This window comes from Nonomuraea sp. NPDC049400 (assembly GCF_044466425.1).
GTDB lineage: Bacteria > Actinomycetota > Actinomycetes > Streptosporangiales > Streptosporangiaceae > Nonomuraea.
The window spans coordinates 76,309-95,944 of sequence record NZ_JBITMP010000007.1 but is presented as its reverse complement, the minus strand read 5'-3'; the positions used below and the strand labels follow the sequence as shown (position 1 = coordinate 95,944).

Annotated in this window: 22 protein-coding genes; 8 read left to right on the top strand and 14 right to left on the bottom strand. The window is 70.9% G+C overall.

The features are described from left to right. Positions 1-5: 5 nt before the first annotated feature. The gene (locus ACIBVN_RS12350; protein WP_397135506.1) at positions 6-1,019 is read left to right on the top strand and encodes a LacI family DNA-binding transcriptional regulator; all 1,014 of its coding nucleotides are present in this window, start codon (positions 6-8) and stop codon (positions 1,017-1,019) included. A gap of 13 nt (positions 1,020-1,032) precedes the next feature. Here ACIBVN_RS12350 and ACIBVN_RS12345 read toward each other — a convergent pair whose 3' ends face one another. Next, a complete protein-coding gene (locus ACIBVN_RS12345; RefSeq protein WP_397135504.1) occupies positions 1,033-1,971 on the bottom strand; it encodes a beta-ketoacyl-ACP synthase III in 939 nt (312 codons plus the stop codon). Between the two features lie 46 nt (positions 1,972-2,017). Here ACIBVN_RS12345 and ACIBVN_RS12340 point away from each other — a divergent pair, with 46 nt between their 5' ends. Next, entirely contained in the window at positions 2,018-2,623 is a 606-nt protein-coding gene (locus ACIBVN_RS12340; protein ID WP_397135502.1) for a TetR/AcrR family transcriptional regulator, read from the top strand. A gap of 106 nt (positions 2,624-2,729) precedes the next feature. Here ACIBVN_RS12340 and ACIBVN_RS12335 read toward each other — a convergent pair whose 3' ends face one another. From ACIBVN_RS12335 to ACIBVN_RS12300, 8 genes are all read right to left on the bottom strand, one after another. Next, positions 2,730-2,945, bottom strand: a complete 216-nt coding sequence (locus tag ACIBVN_RS12335) for a hypothetical protein (protein ID WP_397135500.1) — start codon at positions 2,943-2,945, stop codon at positions 2,730-2,732. A gap of 37 nt (positions 2,946-2,982) precedes the next feature. After that, positions 2,983-3,333 (bottom strand): nuclear transport factor 2 family protein, encoded by a 351-nt coding sequence (locus ACIBVN_RS12330; RefSeq protein WP_397135498.1) that lies wholly within the window; start codon positions 3,331-3,333, stop codon positions 2,983-2,985. Positions 3,334-3,335: 2 nt separating this feature from the next. Beyond that, positions 3,336-3,653, bottom strand: coding sequence for a DUF3140 domain-containing protein (locus ACIBVN_RS12325; protein ID WP_397135496.1), 318 nt, complete (start codon positions 3,651-3,653; stop codon positions 3,336-3,338). An 82-nt stretch (positions 3,654-3,735) separates the two neighbouring features. Next, positions 3,736-4,182 (bottom strand): YdeI/OmpD-associated family protein, encoded by a 447-nt coding sequence (locus tag ACIBVN_RS12320; RefSeq protein ID WP_397135494.1) that lies wholly within the window; start codon positions 4,180-4,182, stop codon positions 3,736-3,738. Continuing rightward, the gene (locus ACIBVN_RS12315) at positions 4,179-4,973 is read right to left on the bottom strand and encodes an alpha/beta fold hydrolase (RefSeq protein ID WP_397135492.1); all 795 of its coding nucleotides are present in this window, start codon (positions 4,971-4,973) and stop codon (positions 4,179-4,181) included. The genes ACIBVN_RS12320 and ACIBVN_RS12315 overlap by 4 nt, the downstream gene beginning before the upstream one ends. Before the next feature lie 319 nt (positions 4,974-5,292). Next, positions 5,293-6,309 (bottom strand): LacI family DNA-binding transcriptional regulator, encoded by a 1,017-nt coding sequence (locus ACIBVN_RS12310; RefSeq protein WP_397135490.1) that lies wholly within the window; start codon positions 6,307-6,309, stop codon positions 5,293-5,295. Positions 6,310-6,377: 68 nt separating this feature from the next. Beyond that, positions 6,378-6,647 carry a sulfurtransferase TusA family protein gene (locus tag ACIBVN_RS12305; protein ID WP_397135488.1) on the bottom strand — a complete coding sequence of 90 codons (270 nt, stop codon included), beginning with the start codon at positions 6,645-6,647 and terminating at the stop codon, positions 6,378-6,380. 22 nt (positions 6,648-6,669) lie between these two features. Then, positions 6,670-7,272, bottom strand: coding sequence for a TetR/AcrR family transcriptional regulator (locus tag ACIBVN_RS12300; RefSeq protein WP_397135486.1), 603 nt, complete (start codon positions 7,270-7,272; stop codon positions 6,670-6,672). Between the two features lie 65 nt (positions 7,273-7,337). On the opposite strand from ACIBVN_RS12300, the gene ACIBVN_RS12295 reads away from it, so the two are divergent. Both ACIBVN_RS12295 and ACIBVN_RS12290 read left to right on the top strand, forming a co-directional pair. Next, entirely contained in the window at positions 7,338-8,585 is a 1,248-nt protein-coding gene (locus ACIBVN_RS12295; RefSeq protein ID WP_397135484.1) for an FAD-dependent oxidoreductase, read from the top strand. A gap of 114 nt (positions 8,586-8,699) precedes the next feature. Further along, positions 8,700-11,537, top strand: coding sequence for a BTAD domain-containing putative transcriptional regulator (locus ACIBVN_RS12290; RefSeq protein ID WP_397135482.1), 2,838 nt, complete (start codon positions 8,700-8,702; stop codon positions 11,535-11,537). A 115-nt stretch (positions 11,538-11,652) separates the two neighbouring features. Here ACIBVN_RS12290 and ACIBVN_RS12285 read toward each other — a convergent pair whose 3' ends face one another. Together ACIBVN_RS12285 and ACIBVN_RS12280 are read right to left on the bottom strand one after the other, a co-directional pair. Beyond that, on the bottom strand, positions 11,653-12,537 hold the full coding sequence (locus ACIBVN_RS12285) for a phosphotransferase enzyme family protein (RefSeq protein WP_397135480.1): 885 nt from the start codon (positions 12,535-12,537) through the stop codon (positions 11,653-11,655). A 10-nt stretch (positions 12,538-12,547) separates the two neighbouring features. Next, positions 12,548-12,769 (bottom strand): hypothetical protein, encoded by a 222-nt coding sequence (locus tag ACIBVN_RS12280; RefSeq protein WP_397135478.1) that lies wholly within the window; start codon positions 12,767-12,769, stop codon positions 12,548-12,550. A 52-nt stretch (positions 12,770-12,821) separates the two neighbouring features. Between ACIBVN_RS12280 and ACIBVN_RS12275 the strand changes: the two genes are divergently transcribed. The 3 genes from ACIBVN_RS12275 (at position 12,822) to ACIBVN_RS12265 (ending at position 15,973) form a co-directional block, all read left to right on the top strand. After that, positions 12,822-13,958: a sensor histidine kinase gene (locus tag ACIBVN_RS12275; protein ID WP_397135476.1), complete on the top strand. Its 1,137-nt coding sequence runs from the start codon at positions 12,822-12,824 to the stop codon at positions 13,956-13,958. Further along, the gene (locus ACIBVN_RS12270; protein WP_397135474.1) at positions 13,955-14,623 is read left to right on the top strand and encodes a response regulator; all 669 of its coding nucleotides are present in this window, start codon (positions 13,955-13,957) and stop codon (positions 14,621-14,623) included. The genes ACIBVN_RS12275 and ACIBVN_RS12270 overlap by 4 nt, the downstream gene beginning before the upstream one ends. Before the next feature lie 96 nt (positions 14,624-14,719). Then, positions 14,720-15,973 (top strand): cytochrome ubiquinol oxidase subunit I, encoded by a 1,254-nt coding sequence (locus ACIBVN_RS12265; RefSeq protein ID WP_397135472.1) that lies wholly within the window; start codon positions 14,720-14,722, stop codon positions 15,971-15,973. A 54-nt stretch (positions 15,974-16,027) separates the two neighbouring features. On the opposite strand, the gene ACIBVN_RS12260 is transcribed toward ACIBVN_RS12265, so the two are convergent. Next, the gene (locus tag ACIBVN_RS12260) at positions 16,028-17,242 is read right to left on the bottom strand and encodes an RNA-guided endonuclease InsQ/TnpB family protein (RefSeq protein ID WP_397135470.1); all 1,215 of its coding nucleotides are present in this window, start codon (positions 17,240-17,242) and stop codon (positions 16,028-16,030) included. Between the two features lie 122 nt (positions 17,243-17,364). Between ACIBVN_RS12260 and ACIBVN_RS12255 the strand changes: the two genes are divergently transcribed. After that, positions 17,365-18,105, top strand: coding sequence for a cytochrome d ubiquinol oxidase subunit II (locus ACIBVN_RS12255; RefSeq protein ID WP_397135468.1), 741 nt, complete (start codon positions 17,365-17,367; stop codon positions 18,103-18,105). Between the two features lie 3 nt (positions 18,106-18,108). On the opposite strand, the gene ACIBVN_RS12250 is transcribed toward ACIBVN_RS12255, so the two are convergent. Next, complete coding sequence (locus tag ACIBVN_RS12250; protein WP_397135466.1) at positions 18,109-18,864, bottom strand: alpha/beta fold hydrolase; 756 nt, start codon at positions 18,862-18,864, stop codon at positions 18,109-18,111. Between the two features lie 9 nt (positions 18,865-18,873). Further along, a complete protein-coding gene (locus ACIBVN_RS12245; RefSeq protein WP_397135464.1) occupies positions 18,874-19,608 on the bottom strand; it encodes an SDR family NAD(P)-dependent oxidoreductase in 735 nt (244 codons plus the stop codon). Positions 19,609-19,636 lie beyond the last annotated feature (28 nt).

The following is a 19,636-nucleotide window of genomic DNA, read 5'->3' as shown; positions in this document are numbered from 1 at the left end:
GAAACATGGCGAGTAAGCGGGCGACCATCTCAGATGTGGCCTCGCTGGCGGGGGTCTCGATCGCCACGGCGTCCAAAGCACTGAACGGGCGCCAGGACGTGCGGGCGGCCACGCGCGAGCGCGTGCTCGCCGCCGCAGCGGAGCTCTCCTTCCAGCCGAACGCCCTGGCCAGGGGGCTGATCTCGGGGCAGACGCGCACGGTCGGCCTGCTGACCTCCGACAGCGTCGGCCGGTTCGGCATCCCGGTGCTGCTCGGGGCGGAGGACGCCTTCGGCGCCGGCGAGATGGCCGTGCTGCTGTGCGACGCGCGGGGCGACGCGATCAGGGAGCAGCACCATGTGCGCGCGCTGCTGTCACGCCGCGTGGACGGGCTGATCGTGGTGGGCGAGAGCACGAACCCGCGGCCGTCGGTGAGCAAGGACCTGCCGATCCCGGTCGTGTACGCCTACGGGCCGTCGGAGGACCCGTCGGACGTGTCGTTCGTGCCGGACGACGTGGGCGCGGCGGCCATGGCCGTCAACCACCTGCTGGCCATGGGCCGCCGCAGGATCGCGCACATCACCGGCCCGACGCACTACAAGGCGACCCGCGACCGCGAGGCGGGCCTGCGCCAGGCGCTCGAGGAGGCGGGCGTGGCACAGGCCGGGCAGACGCTGACGGGGCCGTGGTCGCAGCGCTGGGGGCGGCACGCGGCCGAGATGCTGCTGATGGCCGAGCCGGAGATCGACGCGGTGTTCTGCGGAAGCGACCAGATCGCGGCCGGTTTCGTGGAGACGGCCAGGGAACGCGGGCGCCGGATGCCTGACGACATCGCGGTGGTCGGCTACGACAACTGGGAGGTGCTCTCCACGGAGACCCGGCCGGCGCTGACCACGGTGGACATGAACCTCGAGGTCCTGGGCAGGACGGCCGCCCAGCACCTCTTCGCCGCCATCGACGGCAAGGCGACGCCGGGGGTGCACAAGATGCCCTGCCAGCTCGTGATCCGCGACTCCACCTCCCCGCCGGGCATCTCCTGACCTCTCAGCCGGCTCAGGGGCAGCGTACGACCATCCCCGCGTAGGACAGGTTTCCGCCGAAGCCGAACAGGAGCATCGGTGCCCCGCGCCGGATCTCGCCTCGCTCCAGCAGCTTCGACAGTGCCAGCGGCACGCTCGCGGCCGAGGTGTTCCCCGACTCCACGACGTCACGCGCCACGATCGCGTTGACCGCGCCCAGCTTGGCCGCGATGGGCTCGATGATGCGCAGGTTCGCCTGGTGGAAGACCACCGCCGCCAGGTCCTCTGGCCGTACGCCGCCGCGCTCGCACGCCCGGCGGGCGATGTCGGGGAGCTGGGTGGTGGCCCACCGGTAGACGGTCTGCCCGTCCTGGGCGAAGCGGGTCGGGGTGCCCTCGATGCGTACGGCGGTGCCCAGCTCCGGCGCGGAGCCCCACACCACCGGGCCGATCTCCGCCTCGGCAGCCGCGCTGACCACGGCCGCCCCCGCCCCGTCGCCGGTCAGCACGCACGTGGTCCGGTCGGTCCAGTCGGTGACCGCCGTCATCTTGTCCGCCCCCACGACCAGGGCGTTCGTGGCCGCCCCCGCGCGGATGGCGTGGTCGGCCGTTGCCAGGGCGTGGGTGAAGCCTGAGCACGACACGCCGACGTCCATCAGGGCCGCGGCGGGCACGCCGAGCTTGGCGGCGACGCGGGAGGCTACGTTGGGGGCACGCTCGGTCTGCGTACAGGTGGCGATGAGCAGGAGGTCGATGTCGGCGGCGTCCAGGCCGCTCGCCGCCAGGGCCTTGGCGGCGGCGTGCCCGGCCAGGTCGGCCACGCTCTCCTCGGGCCCGGCCACATGTCTGGTACGGATGCCGACCCGCTTGCTGATCCACTCGTCGCTGGTGTCCACCATGGCCGCCAAATCCCCATTTGTCAGGATTTTTGCTGGTTGATAGTGGCCTGTGGCGACAAGTCGTGATCCGTTCATGGGTCGGACTATAGCAACCGAACGTTCGGACGCTAAAGTAGCCGGCATGAGCCCGCGTAAGTCAGTCGCCGAAGCCCTCGGCACGCGTGCGGCCATCCTCGACCGCTCGGTCGCCATCGCCTCCGCCGAGGGGCTCGAGGGGCTGACCATCGGCCGCCTCGCCGGCGAGCTGGGCATGAGCAAGTCAGGCGTGCTGGGGCACTTCGGCTCCAAGGAGGCGTTGCAGCTCGCGGTCCTCGACCGTGCCGGGGAGGTCTTCCGCGCCGAGGTCTGGGAGCCCGCCCGGCCCACCGAGCCCGGGCTGTCCCGGCTGCGGGTGCTCTGCGAGGCGTGGATCTCCTACCTGGAACGCCGGGTCTTCCCCGGTGGATGCTTCTTCATGGCCGCGGCGCACGAGTTCGACGGCAGGCCGGGGCCGGTGCGGGACGCGGTCGAGTCCCGGTTCGACGTCTGGCGCGAGCGGCTGCGCAAGGAGGCCCGGCGCGCGGTGGACGCAGGCGACCTGCCGGAGTGGACGGATCCCGATCAGCTCGTGTTCGAACTGCTGGGCATGGCCATGGCCCTGAACCACGCCATCCAGCTGCACCGCGACCCGCGGGCACCGGACCGCGCCCGCCGCGCCGTACAAGCCCGCCTGAGCCCGGATCTCTGAATCCAGGGCGACACCCCACGGCGGGACGCATCCGCGGAAATCCGATGGCAGCGTTGTACACCCGGTCGCGTGCTCCGTGAGGGCGACCGGGGAGCCGGGTCGTGTGCTAGGCGCCCGCCGACAGCCGCTCGAAGAGGGCCACCGCCGCCTTCCGGACCTCGTCCGGAGCAACCCCGTCCAGCGTCTCCCTGGCGTGCGAGATGTCGCGGGTGGTGGCAAGCGTGATGGCCACGGACGAGGCGGCGGCGTGGTCGATCGATCCCGTCGGGGCGGCGTCGGCCAGTTCCTGAGCGCTCGCGGCGAGGTCGAGGTTGTCTCTCAACGGATCTCCTCGGATGAAGACGGTTCGGCCCATTGCATCATTTGACGTCCTGTCGCATCCACCATTCGGTGAATTCCCGGCATCGGCCGTCGGGTACGAACCTGATCACCCACAGGTTACTGTACGTTTTGTCCGGATATGTCGTGACCCCCTGGATAACGCTTACTTCGTCGGTCACGGACACCGGCTGCCACTCGAACCTGGCTTCACCTGGTTTGTCCTGCCGCCCCAGCCACTGCGAGACGATCTCGTCGCGCCCCTCCCACGGCGGGTTGTGCGGCTCGGTGTAGTAAAGGGCGTCCTCGGTGAAGAGGGCGGAGATCTCGTCGGGATCGTTCGAGTTCCAGGCTCGTACGTAGCCCTCGACCCACGGGCGCGGCTCGACCATGCCTACCCTCTCAACGGATCGTGGCCCACGGACATGAGCTCGCGCCGCGACTCGTCGTCCGTCCGCTCGCCCAGGGTCTCGACCAGGTCCACGACCTGCCGCATCACGTCGATGTCGCCCCTGGTGAGGTCGCCCTTCCGCTTGCCCAGGACGTGCAGCACGCCACGCCCCAGCTCGTCGATGCCCAGATCGGGGTCGGACGGGAAACCGTCCTCGTCGGAGGCGTCGGCCAGCAGGTGCACGCGCAGCTCCTCGGAGTTCATGTTCACCAGCCGGTGGAACTCGTCCCACAGCATGTCGGTGTCAAAGCCCTCAGTCATGGTGGCCGCATACCCGCCGAACACTACGTTACGCGCCTCTCTGCGGCAGGACAGGGCTTACGCTGGGCAAACATCCTCACCTTCAGCCGATGCCGTCGGCGAGCCTGGCGATCGTGTCGGCGACGCGCCGCTGCCTGGTCTCCGGCTTCTTGGCGCCCTCGATCTGCAGCACGTACCGCCTCTGGCGCGAGTAGGACAGGCTTTCGAAGAACTTCCTCGCCTCGGGAGCGCGCTCGAGCGCCTCGGCCAGGTCGGCGGGCACCTCGACCTCCCGGGGCGCGGTGTCGAGCGCGACCTCCACCTCCACCTCGTCGCCCGCCGACACGCCCGCGCCCTGCCGGTTCTCGGCGCTGAGCGGCAGCAGGAACCGGCCGCCCCTCGGGGCCACAGTGCTGCGGTAGGTGTGGGAGTTGATCGTGACCGTCACGGAGGGCCGCTTGCCGGCGCCGAGCCCCTCGACGACCTCGGCGGGGACCTCGAATCCCGTGGCGGTCTTGCTGCCCAGCTCGATCGTGGTGCGGAACCTCATCGGAAGAACCCCTCCAGCACGGGCGCCAGCGCCGCCGCCTTGACGATGTGGGTCTGGCCTTCGAGCGTACGGTGCTCGGCGTCGGGCAGGAGCTCGGCCAGCGACCTGGCGGCGTTGCGGATCCACGTCTGGCTCTTGCCGCCGTCCATGACGAGCGTGGGCACCTTCACCGAGGCCCAGCTCGACGCCGGGTACGGGGTGCCGTGCTCGTACGGGACCACGAACGCCGCGTCGTACGGGATCGTGTGCGCCACGGCCTTCAGCGAGGACCAGGCGGGCATGAACCGCATCATGGCCACGACCACCGCCGGGAGGCCGACGCCCTTGCGCATGAAGTAGCGGACGGCGTCGGCGCTGCGGCCCTCGGCCACCAGCTCGTCGAGCCGGCGCTGGTAGTCGCCGGGGATGGGTGGCCTGCTGCCGTCCACGATGAACGGCGGCTCGTAGAGCGCGAGCTTCTCGACCGGCACCCCGCTCTCGACGGCCGCCAGCGCCACGGCGGCGCCCGACGACGTGCCGTACAGGCGCACCCCGCCGCCGGTCTCCGCGACCAGCGCGGCCAGGTCCTCGATCTCGCGCTCCGGGGCGTAGGGCTTGGTGTCGCCGCTCTCTCCGCGACCGCGCCGGTCATAGGTGTAGACCGTGAAGCTCGTGGCCAGCGCGGTGGCGAGGTCGGTGTTGATGCTCTGCCCGCGATAGCTCATCGCGCCGTCCACGAGGATGACCGCGGGGCCCTGGCCTGCGCGGGTGTACGCGATGGAGGTGCCGTCCGCCGAGATGACCTTGCTCATGATGTCCTCCCTCTCCCTGGGATGACTGTAGTTGCCGACAAAAAAATTTGTCAAGACTCCACCCGCGAGCCTGGTCACGGTTCGTGTGATTTCCGATCTCGTTTAGGTATAGGCGTACTCAGGCGTTCTGCCCCGAACTCCGTCATGGTGGAGCCGCCTCTGCGCGGGGGACGCGGGGGCGGCTTCACGGAACGTGCCGCGAAGGAGGGGACGGCACGTGCCGCGGGTCGGACCGGGCGGTCTGCCAGCCGCCTGCCTCCGGCCCGCGGCACGCGCCGCAACGCACCCGGCTCGGGCCGCGTGGGGGGAACCTGAAGGTCTACGTCGGCTGAGGAGCGGGGCCGGTGCTGCCGCGCGGCGTGAGGACGGCTACCTGGTCCTCGAAGGGGGGCACGCTCTCGCCCGCGATCAGCGCGAGCAGCCTTTGGGCGGCGTGCGCCCCGTATGCCGGGATGTCGCGGGTGAGCGCCGTCAGCGGCGGCCGGACGACCTGGGCGAGCGGCGAGTCGTCCCAGGCCACGATGGACAGGTCGCGCGGCACCTCCACCCGCATCTCCTGGGCGACGGACATGCCTGCCACGGCCATGATGTCGTTGTCGTAGACGATCGCCGTGGGCCGGTGGGGGGAGCTGAGCAGCCGCCTGGTGGCCCTGGCGCCCTCCTCGCCGGTGTAGTCGGTGTGCACGGTGACGTGTTCGGCCACGCCCTCGCACGCCTGGGCGAACGCCTGGTCGCGTACGGTCGTGTGCACCAGCTCGGGCAGCCCGGCCACCCGCGCGATGCGGCGGTGGCCCAGCGCCATCAGGTAGCCGACGGTCTCGCGCACCGCCTCGCCGTCATCGGACCAGATGGCCGAGAGCGAGCCCGACTCCGAGGGGTGGCCGATGACCACGACCGGCATGCCGAGCTGCTCCAGCTCGCTCACCCGGGTGTCTGAATAGTGGAGATCGACGAGGAACACGCCGTCGATCCGGCTCTCGCCCCACCAGCGCCGGTAGACCTCGCTCTCCTGCTCGTGGCTCGTGACGACCTGGAGCAGCAGCGCGTACGAGCGGTCGGCGAGCACGCCCTCGATGCCGCTGATCAGCTCCATGAAGAACGGCTCGACGCCAAGGATGCGCGCGGGACGGCAGAGCGCGAGGCCGACGCAGTTGGCCCTGGCGCCGTTGAGTGCGCGCGCCGCGCTGTTGGGCCGCCAGCCGATCTCCTCGGCGATGGCCACGATCCTGGCCCGTGTCGCGGCCGACACCCCCGGCTGCCCGTTGAGCGCGTAGGAGACCGCCACCTTTGACACCCCGGCCCGGCTGGCGATGTCGGCGATCGTGGGTCGCTTCACGGTCTCCCCTTCTGAACCGGATAACCCTCATACTCTAGGCCACCCCTTCCGGTAAGGGAATTAACCGCTTAAGCCACGTGCCACGGCTTGGCTTCCTCGGTCTCGCTGGCCTGGCCTGCCACGCGCAGCGCGTACGTGGGCCGCTCCGCCCCCGGCACGGGTCCGAGGTACGTGTGCCCGGTCAGGTGGCACCAGGCGGGCAGGTCGACGGGCGCGGCGGGATCGGCGGCGATCAGGTGGATCACGGCTCCTGGACCGGCCGTGCGCACGTGCCCGCGCAGCTCGATGAGCAGCTGCACGCAGAGCTTGTCGCCACCGTCCACGACTAGATCAGGCATACACCCAGGAAACCACCAAACTTCACGAACCGGGGACGTTCCCCAGGTGGCCCACGAGCTTCTCGATCTCCCGCGCGTAGTGCTCGGCGAACTCCGGCGAGGCCGGGTCCAGGTCCCACACGGCCCGGACGAGCTGCGGGAAGGAGATGCCCGCCGCCGCCATGGAGAACAGCGCCACCAGCACCGCCGCCGGGTCGAGGTCCGCGGGGAGCTCCCCGTCCCGCTGGCGCTGCCGCAGGTGCTCGAGATCCCTGCGTACGTCCTCGACGAACGCGGGGTCGGGCGGGGCGTCGTCGGTGAGGCCCTCCCAGAGCATCAGCCTGCCGTAGTCGCGGCGCTCGGCGTTGCCCCGCACGTATCCGGCGGCCAGCGCGCCGAGCGAGGACGAGCGGTCGGCGAACGCGCTCTCCTCGGCCTGCCAGCGCCTGGTCAGGGCCTGGTGCAGGCCCTCCTTGCCGCCGAAGTAGTAGGAGATCAGCTGCTTGTTGACCCCGGCCCTGGCGGCGATCTCGCTGACCCGCGCGCCGGCGAACCCCTTGGCCGCGAACTCCTCCAGCGCGGCCTGCAGGATGCGGGCCTTCGTGCGCTCGGGGTCGCGCTGCTTCTCCTCCGGTGCTCGTCTCATGCGGCGGACTTTATCATCCATCCGGATGGTTGACAGAATCATCCAAACGGATGATAGTTGCCGTCATGACACGGAACATCGCGATCATCGGTGGCGGCGTCGGCGGGCTCTGCCTGGCCCAAGGACTGCGCAAGGCGGGCCTCGACGTGACCGTCTACGAGCGGGACACAACCCCGGCGGACCGGCTGCAGGGCTACCGTGTGCACATCGACCCGGACGGCGCCCGCGCGCTGCACGACTGCCTGCCCCCGCATCTGTGGCGGGCCTTCCTCGACACGACCGGCCACAGCGGCCAGGACTTCGGCTTCCTCACCGAGCGGCTGGAGCTGCTCACGCTGCTCGAGACACCCAAGGCGACCGACCCTGCCGACGACCATCACTCGGTCAGCCGCATCACGCTCAGGCAGGTGCTGCTGTCGGGGCTCGACGACGTCGTGCGGTTCGGCAAGTCGTACGAGAGGTACGAGCGGCTCCCCGACGGGCGGGTCGAGCTGTTCTTCGCGGACGGCACCAGCGAGAGCGCGGACATCGTGGTCGGCGCGGACGGCGGGAACTCGCGGGTGCGCAGGCAGTACCTGCCCCACGCCGAGCGGGTGGAGACCGGGATCACGACGGTGGCCGGCAAGTTCCCGCTCACCGAAGAGACCAGGAAGCTCGTGGCGCCGCGGCTGACGGACGGGCCGAACAACGTCATCCCGCCGAAGGGCATGGGGCTGTTCACCGCGCCGCACGACCTGCACGGCGAGGTCGCGTACGGCGGGATCGGGGTGACGGAGCAGGCGGGCGCGCTGATGGACAACACCAGCAGCTACATACTGTGGGCGTTCGGCGCGAACGGCTCCCGCTTCCCCGCCGACATTTCCGAAATGTCGGGCGAGCGGCTCAAGGTCACCGTGGCGCGGATGATCGAATCCTGGGACCCCGACCTGCGCAGGCTGGTCGACATGTCGCACCCCGACACGGTCACCCTGCTGCCGATCCGCACCTCCGTCCCGATCGCCCCCTGGCCGGCCACGAACATCACCCTGCTCGGCGACGCCATCCACAGCATGACGCCGATGCGCGGCATCGGCGCGAACACCGCGCTCCGCGACGCCCGCCTGCTCTGCCAGGCTCTCACCGGCTCGATCTCGATCGAGGCCATCGCGGACTACGAGGCCCAGATGCGCGAGTACGGCTTCGCCGCGGTCCGCGACTCGCTGCGGGCGGCCGAGCAGTTCGTCGGCGAAAGCCGGGTGGCGCGAGCAGGGTTCAAGATCTTCCTCCGGCTGGCGCGGCGCTTCCCCTCGCTGAAGGCCAAGGCGTTCTCCTGACCCCGCCTCGGCTCTTGCGGACATCCCGTTTCCCCTCCGAGGGACCCCCGGCGGAGTGGGGAGGAAAGCGGAGCGCGGTCGTAATGTGGAGTCGGCGTACGCGGGGAGGGTGGGGTGCGGGTCGGGATCCTGGGGCCGCTTCAGGTGGCGGGATGCGAGGTCGGCGGTGCCCGGGTGCGGGCGCTGCTGGTGCGGCTGGCGCTGGACCCCGGCCGCGTCGTGACCGCCGACCGGCTGATCGACGACCTGTGGCCGGACGAGCCGCCCGCCCATCCCATGGCGGCGCTGCAGTCGCTGGTGTCCAGGGCGCGCAGGGAGGCACCCGGCCTGATCGCGTCCCACCCCGCCGGATACTTGCTCGACGTGCCGCCGGATGAGGTGGACGCGTGGGCGTTCGAGCGGCTCGTACGGGCCGGTGACGTGCACAGGGCGCTGGCGTTGTGGCGGGGCGCGGCGCTGGCTGACGCGTACGAGCTGCCCTTCGCCGAGGCCCCGGCGGCCCGCCTGGAGGAGCTGCGCCGCACCGCCCTGGCCACGAGGATCGCCGGCGACCTCACCGCCGGCAGCGGGACCGGGCTGGTGGCCGAGCTGGAGGGGCTGGTCGCCGCTCATCCGTTACGCGAGCCGTTCCATGCCCTGCTGATCCGCGCGCTGGCCGCGAACGGGCGGCGGGCGGAGGCGCTCGACGTCTTCGAACGGACAAGAGCCGCCCTGGCCGCGGAGCTGGGCGTCGATCCCGGACCCGAGCTGCGCGAAGCCCACCTGGAAGCGCTCAAGGACGCCGAGCCGAAGAGCAATCTGCCCGCCCGGCTCACGAGCTTCGTAGGCCGGTCCGAGGACATCTCCCGGCTGAACGGGCTCCTCGACAGTGCCAGGCTGGTCACGCTCGTCGGCCCCGGCGGGGCGGGGAAGACCCGGCTGGCCGTGGAGGTGGCCGCGAAGCTGACGGTGCCGGACGGCGTGTGGCTGGTCGAGCTGGCCGCCGCCACCGACGTACGGGCCGCCGTGGAGAGCGTGCTCAGGACGACCGACCTCACCAGCGCCCTGCGTGGCACCGCGCCCCTGATCGTGCTGGACAACTGCGAGCACGTGATCGAGGACGCCGCCAGGACCGCGCAGTGGCTGCTGTCCGAGGCAGCGGGGCTGAGGATCATCGCCACCAGCAGGGAGCCGCTCGACATCCCTGGCGAGGCGCTGCACCAGGTCCTGCCGCTGCCCGAGGGGAAGGCGGCCGAGCTGTTCGTGGACCGGGCCGCCGCCGCCAGGCCCGACCTCCGGCTGAGGCGGCAGGAGGCCGCGCGGATCTGCCGCGAGCTCGACGGCATCCCGCTGGCCATCGAGCTGGCCGCCGCGCGCCTGCGTACGATGCCGGTGTCCGTGCTGGTCCAGCAGCTCGGCGACCGGCTGGCCTTCCGCGGCGGCCGCACGTCGGAGCCCCGTCACCGCACGCTGCGCGCGGTCATCGACTGGAGCTGGAACCTGCTCTCCGAACGTGAGCGCGAGCTGCTCCGCGGCCTGACGGTGTTCTCGGGCGGCGCCACGTACGAGGCGATCTCCCAGGTCTGCGGCGGCGACCTGGACCTGCTCTCCTCGCTGGTGGACAAGTCGCTCATCGCGGTCTCGGGCGAGCGCTACACGATGCTGGAGACCATCAGGCAGTACGCCGCCGCCGACCTCCCCGCGCTCCGCCAGGCCCACGCCCGCTACTACACCGAGCTGGCCGAGACCGCCGACCCTCACCTGCGGACCGGCGAGCAGCTCAAGTGGCTGGCCGTGCTGGACGCCGAGCAGGGCAACCTGGACGCGGCGCTGCGCCACTCCGACGACCCGCTCAGGCTGATCCTGCCGCGGTTCTGGCCGTGGATCATGCGTGGCAGGCATCGCGAGATCAGCGAGCAGGCCACGTCGGTGCTGCGCAGGGTGGGCGACGACCCGCCGCCTGGCCGGGAGCTGGCGCACGGGATCTGCCAGGTGCTGTCGGGAGCCCCGCCGACCGAGGCGGTGCTCGGGTCCGACCACCCCGCCGCCCTCAACTCGTGGGCGCTGGCCGGGGCCGGCGCGCCCGCCGACGTGGTGCGGCTCACCGAGCGGCAGGCAGCACGGCTGCGCGACCATCCCGACCTGTGGACCAGGTCGGCGGCGCTGCTGGGCGCGGGCATCGTGCGGTTCGAGTACGGGGCGGTGGCCGGGGCCGAGGACCTACTGGAGCCGGCGGTCGACGGGTTCAGGGCCGTCGGGGACCGGTGGGGGCAGTGGGCGGGGCTCTTCTGGCTGTCGCTGGTCGCGGAGAACCGCGGGGACTTCGCCGCGGCGGTCGCCCTGGCCGAGGAGCCGGAGCGGCTGGCCACCGAGCTCTCCGGGCTCGACACGCCGCTCGGGCCGATGACGTTCCTGGTCCGCGTCGGTCAGCTCAAGGCACGCGCGGGCGATCACGCCGGAGCGGCCAGCGCCCTGGAACGGGCCTGGGAGTCGGCCGTACGGTCCGAGGACCGGGCGATCGCCGCCAGGGTCATGCACGCCAGGGCCGAGCTGGCCAGGCGCACCGGCGACCTGGACGAGGCCGCCCGGCTGCTGGAGGCGGCGCTGGCGCTCGACGTCGAGGTGCCGGCCCAGCTCAGGGCGTACATGAACGTCGAGCTCGCCCGGGTGCGCGAGCCCCGCGAGCCGCTGCGCCGGGCGCTGGAGCTGATGACCACGTGCTCCGACAGGACCGCGCGGGCGAGCGTGCTGGAGGGCGTGGCCGAGCACCTGGAGCCGGTGGCGGCGGCTGAGCTGCTCGGCGCCGCCCGGGCGTTGCGCGGGATCGACGAGTCCGCCGATCCCCACGTCAACGAGCTGGCGGGTAAGTGCCTGGCCGCGCTGGGCGAGGACGGCTACCGCGCGGCGTCGGCGAGGGGGGCGGCGATGCCGAACCCCGAGAGGTACGCGTTGAGGCCGCTCTCCTCCCCGTGACAGCCGATGTAGCCGTCGGGGCGGACGAGCATGACGCCCCGCCGGCCGTCGAGCGGCGTGTTCGTCATGGGGATGACGATGCACGGGGGCGCTGCCGGATCTCTGTCAGCCGCTTTCAGGGGCGCAGCCGATGGAACAGCGCCACGCGGGCGCGGTGGTACTCGAGGTCCTCCTCGTCGTGCCGTACCCCCGCGCGCACCGCCTTGTGGAAGTAGGCGTACTCCCTGCGGAGCTTGTGCCTGATGAGCTGGGCCAGCGCCTCCTCGTCCAGCTCTCCGGCGGTGCCGCCCGCCTCGTGGTACGCGGCCACGAACTCCTTGCTCGGCCCGAACTCGTCATCGCCCCATTCGAGCGCCGCCGCCGCCAACTCCACCTCAGGGGCGCCGACGAACGCCTCGTCCCAGTCGAGCACGGCCACGATGTCGCCGTGCCTGGCCAGCGTGTTGCCGGTGTAGTAGTCGCCGTGGAGCGGGTGGCGCAGCGGGTGCCGGGCATGGAACTCCGCCAGCCAGCGGTCCAGCGCGGGATCGCCGAGGTCGAGTGCGTCCTGGGGCGGATCGCCGTAGAGACCGGATTCCTGGAAGGCGGGTACGGGGCGCGGGGCCGGGCGGAACGTGGCCAACGACTCATGCAGCCTGGCCAGCAGCCGTGCCCCCGCCACGCGCTGCGCGGGGACGTCGGAGTCCGGCCATTCGCCCTCGACGTACGGCCAGCAGGAGATCGGGCGGCCCGCCACCGTGATGACCGTCGCCCCGTCAGCGGTGGGAACGGGTGCGACGGCCTCGGGGAGAGTGGTGGCGGCGTGCAGGGCGGTCGCGTGGCACCACTCGGACTCGACGGCGGCACGCCCCGCGGGGCCGACGCGGACGACGTGGCCGTCCAGCCGGTAGGCGGCGGACTCCTCTCCGCCGTGCAGGCGCTCGCCTTCGCCCGTGAACCCCCACGTCAGGGCCACGGCCTCGCGGATCTCGGGGGTCAGCGGGGTCTTCGTGTAGATCACCCTGCCGAACCTACGTGACGCCTTCTTGCTGGAGGCGCTGGAGCAGCACGTCCCGGCGGCGCTCGAGCTGGGCGATCAGCTCTTCCTGCTCGTCCGCCTGACTGATCACGGCCGAGACCTCCATCTGGTCGGTCGCGCCGAAGTCCCGGATCTGGTTGCGCACGTCCTTGTTCTCGGCCTTCAACCGGGCCAGATCCTCTTCGATCTGCCGGAGTTCGTCCTTTGTGCTCATTTACCTGCTCTACCCAGATGCGTCCCGCCGATTACCCCGCACAATGGGAGGCATGCGAAGGCCCTCCACCAGCACGATCGTGTCAATCGTCGTGATCGCGACGACCTTGGTCGGCGTGGCCATCACGTACGCGCTGCGAGGGGAAGCGCAGCCCAACGCCCTCGACCTGGTGCTGCCGATCATCGGCTGCGGCGCGCTGCTGCTGCGGGAGCGCTATCCCGTCGGCGCGCTGATCCTGGTGATGGTGTCCGTCGCCGTGTACTACCGGTACGCGGGGCTCGACGGGCCGCTCGCCGTGCTGCCGTTCGTCGTCCTCTACACCGCGGCCGACCGGGGCCACCTCACCGCGGCCATCGCGGTAGGGGCGGCGTCACTGCTGGGCATGGGTCTCGGCGAGACCGGCGGCGTCAGGCACGTGGACAACAGCCTGTTCCTCATGCTCGCCGGCTGGGAGGTCGCGGCCATCGCGTTCGGCGGCGTCACCCGCAACCGCCGCGCCTACCTGCAGGCGGTCGAGCAGCGTGCGCTCGAGGCCGAGCACAGCAAGGAGGAGGAGGCCAGGCGGCGGGCGAGCGAGGAGCGGCTGCGGATCGCGCGCGAGCTGCACGACGTGCTCGGGCACAACATCTCCATGATCAACGTGCAGGCCGCGGCGGCGCTGCACGGGTTGAAGAAGCGGCCGGAGGACGCCGAGACGGCGCTACGGACGATCAAGGACACCAGCAAGGAGACGCTGCGCGAGCTGCGGACCACGCTGGGCGTGCTGCGCCAGGTGGACGAGGACGCGCCGACCTCGCCCCCCGACAGCCTGTCGCGAGTGGACGCGCTGGTCGCGGCTTCGGGGCTGGAGGTGCGTACGGAGCTGTCCGGGCCGCTCGACGCCGTGCCGACCGAGGTGGACCTGGCCGCCGCACGCATCGTGCGGGAAGCGCTGACCAACGTCTCCCGCCATTCCGGCACGACCCAGGCTACGCTCACGATCAACAACGCGTCCGGAAATATCGTGATCTGCGTGGAGGATGATGGGCCGGGCGCCACGTACGACGAAGGCAGCGGCTTCGGCCTGCAGGGCATGCGCGAGCGCGCCACCGCGCTCGGCGGCACTCTGGAGGCCGGCCCCCGCGCCGAGGGCGGCTTCCGCGTGGTCGCCCACCTGCCACTGAACCTGCCATCGAACGGGGCCGGATGATCCGCGTACTGCTCGCCGACGACCAGACCCTGGTACGGGCCGGATTCCGGTCCATACTCAGCGACGAGGACGACTTCGAGGTCGTCGCCGAGGCCGCCAACGGCGCGGCGGCCGTGACCGCGGCCCGCGAGCACCGGCCCGACGTGGTGCTCATGGACATCCGCATGCCGGAGCTCGACGGCCTGGAGGCCACCCGCCAGATCACCGGCGATCCGCGGCTCGAGGGCGTCAAGGTGATCATCCTGACCACGTTCGACCTGGACGACTACGTCTACGCCGCGCTGCGCGCCGGTGCGAGCGGCTTCCTGGTCAAGGACACCGAGCCGGCCGAGCTGATCCACGCGGTCAGGGTCGTGGCCAGAGGCGACGCGCTGATCGCCCCGTCGATCACGCGGCGGCTGATCGCCGAGTTCGCGGACCGGGTCAAGCGCCCCGACCCCGGCCCGGAGCTGAACGCGCTCACCGAGCGCGAGCGCGAGGTCATGACGCTGGTGGCCGGTGGCCTGTCGAACGACGAGATCGCGGCCCACCTCGTGCTCAGCCCCGCGACGGCGAAGACGCACGTCAGCCGCATCATGACCAAGCTGTCGGTACGTGACAGGGCACAGCTCGTGATCATCGCGTACGAGGCCGGCATGATCGTCCCGGGCTGGGTTACACCCTGAGTCGTACGCCCGCCGATCTCATGCGACCAGAGATGTACGGCAGGTTGCCGCCCGGGCATGACGCGGCGGGTGGAGCCGTACCGGGAATCTCGGACCATGGACACCGTGGACCTGGCCCGCCTGCAGTTCGCGCTCACGGCGGGCGCGCACTTCCTCTTCGTGGCGCTGACGCTCGGCCTGGCGACGCTGGTCGCCGCGATCCAGACCTGGGCCACCTTCAGCGGCAACCCCGTGCACCTGCGGATGACGCGGTTCTGGGGCCAGCTCTACATCATCAACTACGCGATGGGCATCGTCACCGGGCTGGTGATGGAGTTCCAGCTCGGGCTGTCGTGGAGCGGGCTCACGGAGTACGCGGGCAACGTCTTCGGGTCGGCGCTGGCGATCGAGACGCTGGTGGCGTTCTTCGTCGAGTCCACGTTCCTGGGCCTGTGGATCTTCGGCTGGGACCGGCTGAACCGGTGGGCGCACCTGGCGCTGATCTGGATCGTGACGCTGACCGCGTACGCGTCGGCGTTCTGGATCATGGTCGCGAACGGCTTCCTGCAGCACCCGATCGGCCACGTGGTGGACGGCGGCGTGCTGCGGCTGGCGGACTTCGGGGCGATGGTGGCCAACCCGGCGGCACTGTCGGCGTTCGGCCACGTCATGGGCGGCGCGATGGTCACCGGCGGGTTCTTCATGGCCGGGGTGAGCGCGTACCACCTGCGTAAGCGCACCGCAGAGCAGGACTTCTTCCGCAAGTCGCTGCGGATCGGGATCGGGATGGCGGTGCCCGCGCTGTTCGTCACCGCGACGTTCGGCGGGCTCGGGTTCGAGACGCTGCAACCGTCCAAGGCGGCGGCGTGGTCCGGCTCCGCTGCCGAGAGGGCGGCGATCCAGGCGCAGATGGAGGCCACCCACGGAGCCGGCGACTACCTGCCGCCGGTGGACACCGTGCAAGCCGCAGGCATCACCATGCTGATGCTCTGGATGGTGATGACGGTGGTCGCGTCGCTGAGCGCCCTGCTCGTGCTCTTCCGTCCGGCCGTGCGCGGGTTCAGGCTGTGGCACTGGCTGCTGGCCCTGACGATCCCGGTCCCGTTCGTGACCATGCTGGCCGGCTGGGTCTTCCGCGAGGTGGGGCGCCAGCCGTGGGCCGTGTACGGGCTGCTGAAGACGGCCGACGCGATGTCACCGGTGTCCGCGGCCCAGATGCGCTTCTCCATCATCGCCTTCACCACGGTGTTCGCCGTGCTGATCGCGATCAACTACTGGCTGCTGGCCAGGCACGCCCGCCGCGGGCCCGCCGCCGCGGCGCTGGGCGCCACCGCTGCCTCCCCCGCCCCCGCCCCCGCCCTTTCCCTCTGAGGAGCCGTCGTGACTCCACCCACCGCTGGAGCGGCGGGCTTCCTGCGTCAGTGGCTAGGCCGCTGCGCAGAGGGCCAGCCCGGCCCTGTTGAGTACGTTAATAGCGCCGACGTGGTCAGCATTGGCGGTAAAGCCGCACGCCGTACATCGGAACTCGGCCTGGGTCTTGCGGTTCTCCGCCGACACATGCCCGCACTGAGGTCGCGGGCAGGTGCGGGAGGTGTTGCGGGCGTCCACTTCGATCACACGGCGACCGGCGCTTTCAGCCTTGTTCGCCAGGATCTGAAGGAACAGCCCCCAACCCGCGTCCAGAATCGATCGGTTGAGCCCTGCTTTGGCCGACGCGCCGTTCGGCAGGAACGCCCCTGCATTGCCGGTGTCAGGCTTGGGTGCGGGCGTCTTGGTCATGCCCGCCATGTTCAACTTCTCGTGGGCGATCACATCGTGATCGCGGATCAGCTCGAGCGCCGCCTTGTAGTGGTGATCGAGCCGCTGGCGCCGTACCTTGGCGTGCAGCTTGGCGACCTTCCGGGCGGCCGCGCGGTGCTTCTTCGTGCGCCGCTTCGTGCGCTTGGGAAAAGTGTCCAGGTGCCGCTGAGCGGCGGCCAGCTCTTCGGCCATCGCTTCGAGGAAGCGCGGGTTCTCCTTCTGCTCACCGTTGGAGTCGGTGAAGAAGCGCACCGTGCCCATGTCGATGCCCACGATGCTGCCGGTCTTGGGCAGCGGCTCGGCTGGTACGTCAACGCAGGCGAGGATGACGTACCAGCGGCGGCCTTCCCGCTTGACGCTGATCGTCTTGACACGGCCTTTGACGGGACGGTGCTGGTGGACACGGATATGCCCGACACCCTGCAACCGCACATAGGTCACGGTCGGGTGGTGGGGCTGGGAATCCCAGCGGCAGCCGTCGCCGTCCTTGGGAAACTCCACGGTGTCGAAGTGGCCAACACCCTTGAATCTGGGGTATCCGGGCTTGTCCCCGGCCTTGACGCGGCGGAAGAACGCGGCGAACGCTTTATCGAGCCGCCGCAGGGTGGCCTGCTGGCTGGAGAACGACCAGCGGGCCTGGTCGAGATCGAATGCCCTGATCTCCTTAAGCTGCGCGGATTGCTCGCCATAGCGGATCGTCGTCTTCGACGGATGACAGTAGGCGTCGCGCCGCTCCTGCAAAGCGGCGTTGTAGAGCGTGCAGTGGTCGGCCAGCATCGCACGCAGTGCCTGCTCCTGATGCGTGGTGGGGCGCAACAGGAACTTGAAGGACCTGTGCACCCCCACCTCCCACATTCAGTAACGAGACAACCACGCTATCGGCTGACACCGACAAAACTCGAAGGGAGGGAGCGCGGAGTGGACCACCGGCTGACGCCGGTGGTCCACTCCGCGCGAACTTGATGGAGATCTTCATCCTGGCCTTCTTCGCGCTCGGCTACCTCGTGCTGGCCGGGGCCGACATCGGGGTCGGCATGGTGCTGCCGTACCTGGGCAGGTCGGCGGACGAGCGGCGCGAGGTGATCGCCGCCATCGCGCCCTTCTTCCTGGGCAACGAGGTCTGGCTGGTGGCCACGGCGGGCGTGCTCGCCGGGCTGTTCCCCGAGCTGGAGGGCACGCTGCTGAGCGGCAACTACACGCTGGTCGTGACGCTGCTCCTGGCGTGGATCGTCCGCGACATGGGCCTGTGGCTGCGCGGACGGGTGCCGGGGCCGCGGTGGCAGGCGTTCTGGGACGGCGCGATCGTGGCCGGCAGCTGGGGCCTGGCGCTGAGCTGGGGTGCGCTGCTCAGCCACGTGCTGCTCGGCGTCCGCGCCCCGATCGCCGTGCTGTCCGCCCTGGTGGTGGCCGCCCTGTTCGCCACGCACGGGCTGGCCTTCGCGGCGCTGCGGCTGCGCGGAACCCTCCGGGAGCGGGCCGCCGTGCTGTCGGGCGGTGCGGGCGAGGCCCGCACCTACGCGCTGACGGCCGCCACGCTCCTCGCGGTGGGCGTGCTGGCGGGGCTCCGGCTGCCACTGCACCCCGGCACGTCCGGCTCCGTGCTGGTGCCGGTCATCCTGGCACTGATCCCGCTGCTGGTGGCCGCCCAGGGCTGGGTGTGGTGGACGTTCAGGCACCGGGTCACGGGACCTTCCTACCTTTGACTCTTACGCGGTGATGAACTCCCTGATCACCTTCGTGACCTCGGCCGGCCGCTCGTGCAGGACGACGTGGCCGCTGTCCAGCTCGGCGTACTCGCTGCCGGGCAGCGCCGCGTGCAGCGCGCGGGCGTGCTCCACCGGGATCAGGTAGTCCCGGGTGTTGCCGACGACCAGCGTGGGAGCCGTGATCTTCGGCAGCAGGTCTCTGATGTCGATGCGGAGGTCCAGCTCGATCTGTCTCAGCGTCCCGTGCGGGGGCTCGCCGGCCATGAGGGCCTCGGCGCCGGCTTCTGCCACGTACTCGGGGCTGAAACCCACCAGCGGGCCGTACGCGGCGAAGCTCTCCGGGTCGGTGGCCGCGAGCTTGGCCCATGTCCGCAGGCCGAGACGGAGCCGGGAGTCCGCCGCGTGCGTCCAGCCGGCGATCAGGACCAGGCGCCTGACCAGATCGGGATGCTCGGCCGCGACCGCCACGGCCACGGCGGCGCCCAGCGAGAAGCCGACCAGGTCGGACGGGCCCTCGAACGTGGCCGCGACCTGGCCGGCGAGCAGGTCGAGCGTGAGGTCGCCGCCGGAGTCCGCGGTCTGGCCGCTGCCCGCGTAGTCGGGGGTGATGACGGTGCGGATGTCGGCGAGTCCCGGCACGAGGTGGGCGTAGTTCGTTACGGCGTCGCCGCCGGTGCCGTGGACCATGACCAGGCCGGGTCCGCTGCCCTCCCGGCGGTAGTGGACCTGGCCCGAGCTGTGGGTGATGGTGGGCATGCGCGTCTCCTAGAGGTTTCCGCCGCCGGTGGCGTCGATGGTGCTGCCGGTGATGAAGCTCGCCTCCGGCGAGGCGACGAACGCCACCGCGTTCGCGATCTCGTCCACCTGGCCGATCCGGTTGAGCGCGTGCCTGCCGGCCGCGTACGCCTCCGCCTCCGGGTCACCGCGCAGCCAGCCGGCGTTGACGTCTGTGTCGATGATGCCGGGCGCGACGTTGTTGACCGTGATGCCGCGCGGTCCCAGCTCCTTGGCCAGCGCCAGCGTGAACACCTGCACGGCGCCCTTGGTCATCGCGTACGCGATCCCCTCAGGGAAGGCGATGCGCGCCACGCCCGAGGTGATGTTGACGATCCTGCCGTGGTCGGGGATCAGCGGCAGCAGCTGCTGGGTGAGGAAGAACAGCCCCTTGACGTTGACCGCGAACACCCGGTCGTAAGCCTCGGGCGTCTCCTCCGCGATGGGCTTGGACATGCCGATGCCCGCATTGTTGACCAGCACGTCCAGGACGGCCGTCGCGCTTCTCAGCCGCTCCGCGAGCCGGTGCACGTCCTCCTGCCGTCCCAGGTCGGCCTGTACGGCGAACGCGCTGCCACCCTCCTGCTCGATCAGGCCGACGACCTCCTTGGCGGCCGTCTCATCCGTGGCGTAGTTGACGGCCACGCGGAAGCCGTCCCTGGCCAGGCGCAACGCGATGGCGCGGCCGATCCCCCTGCTGGATCCCGTCACGAGGGCAGTCTTCATCCCTGTCGCACCTTTCTTTAGCGATCGA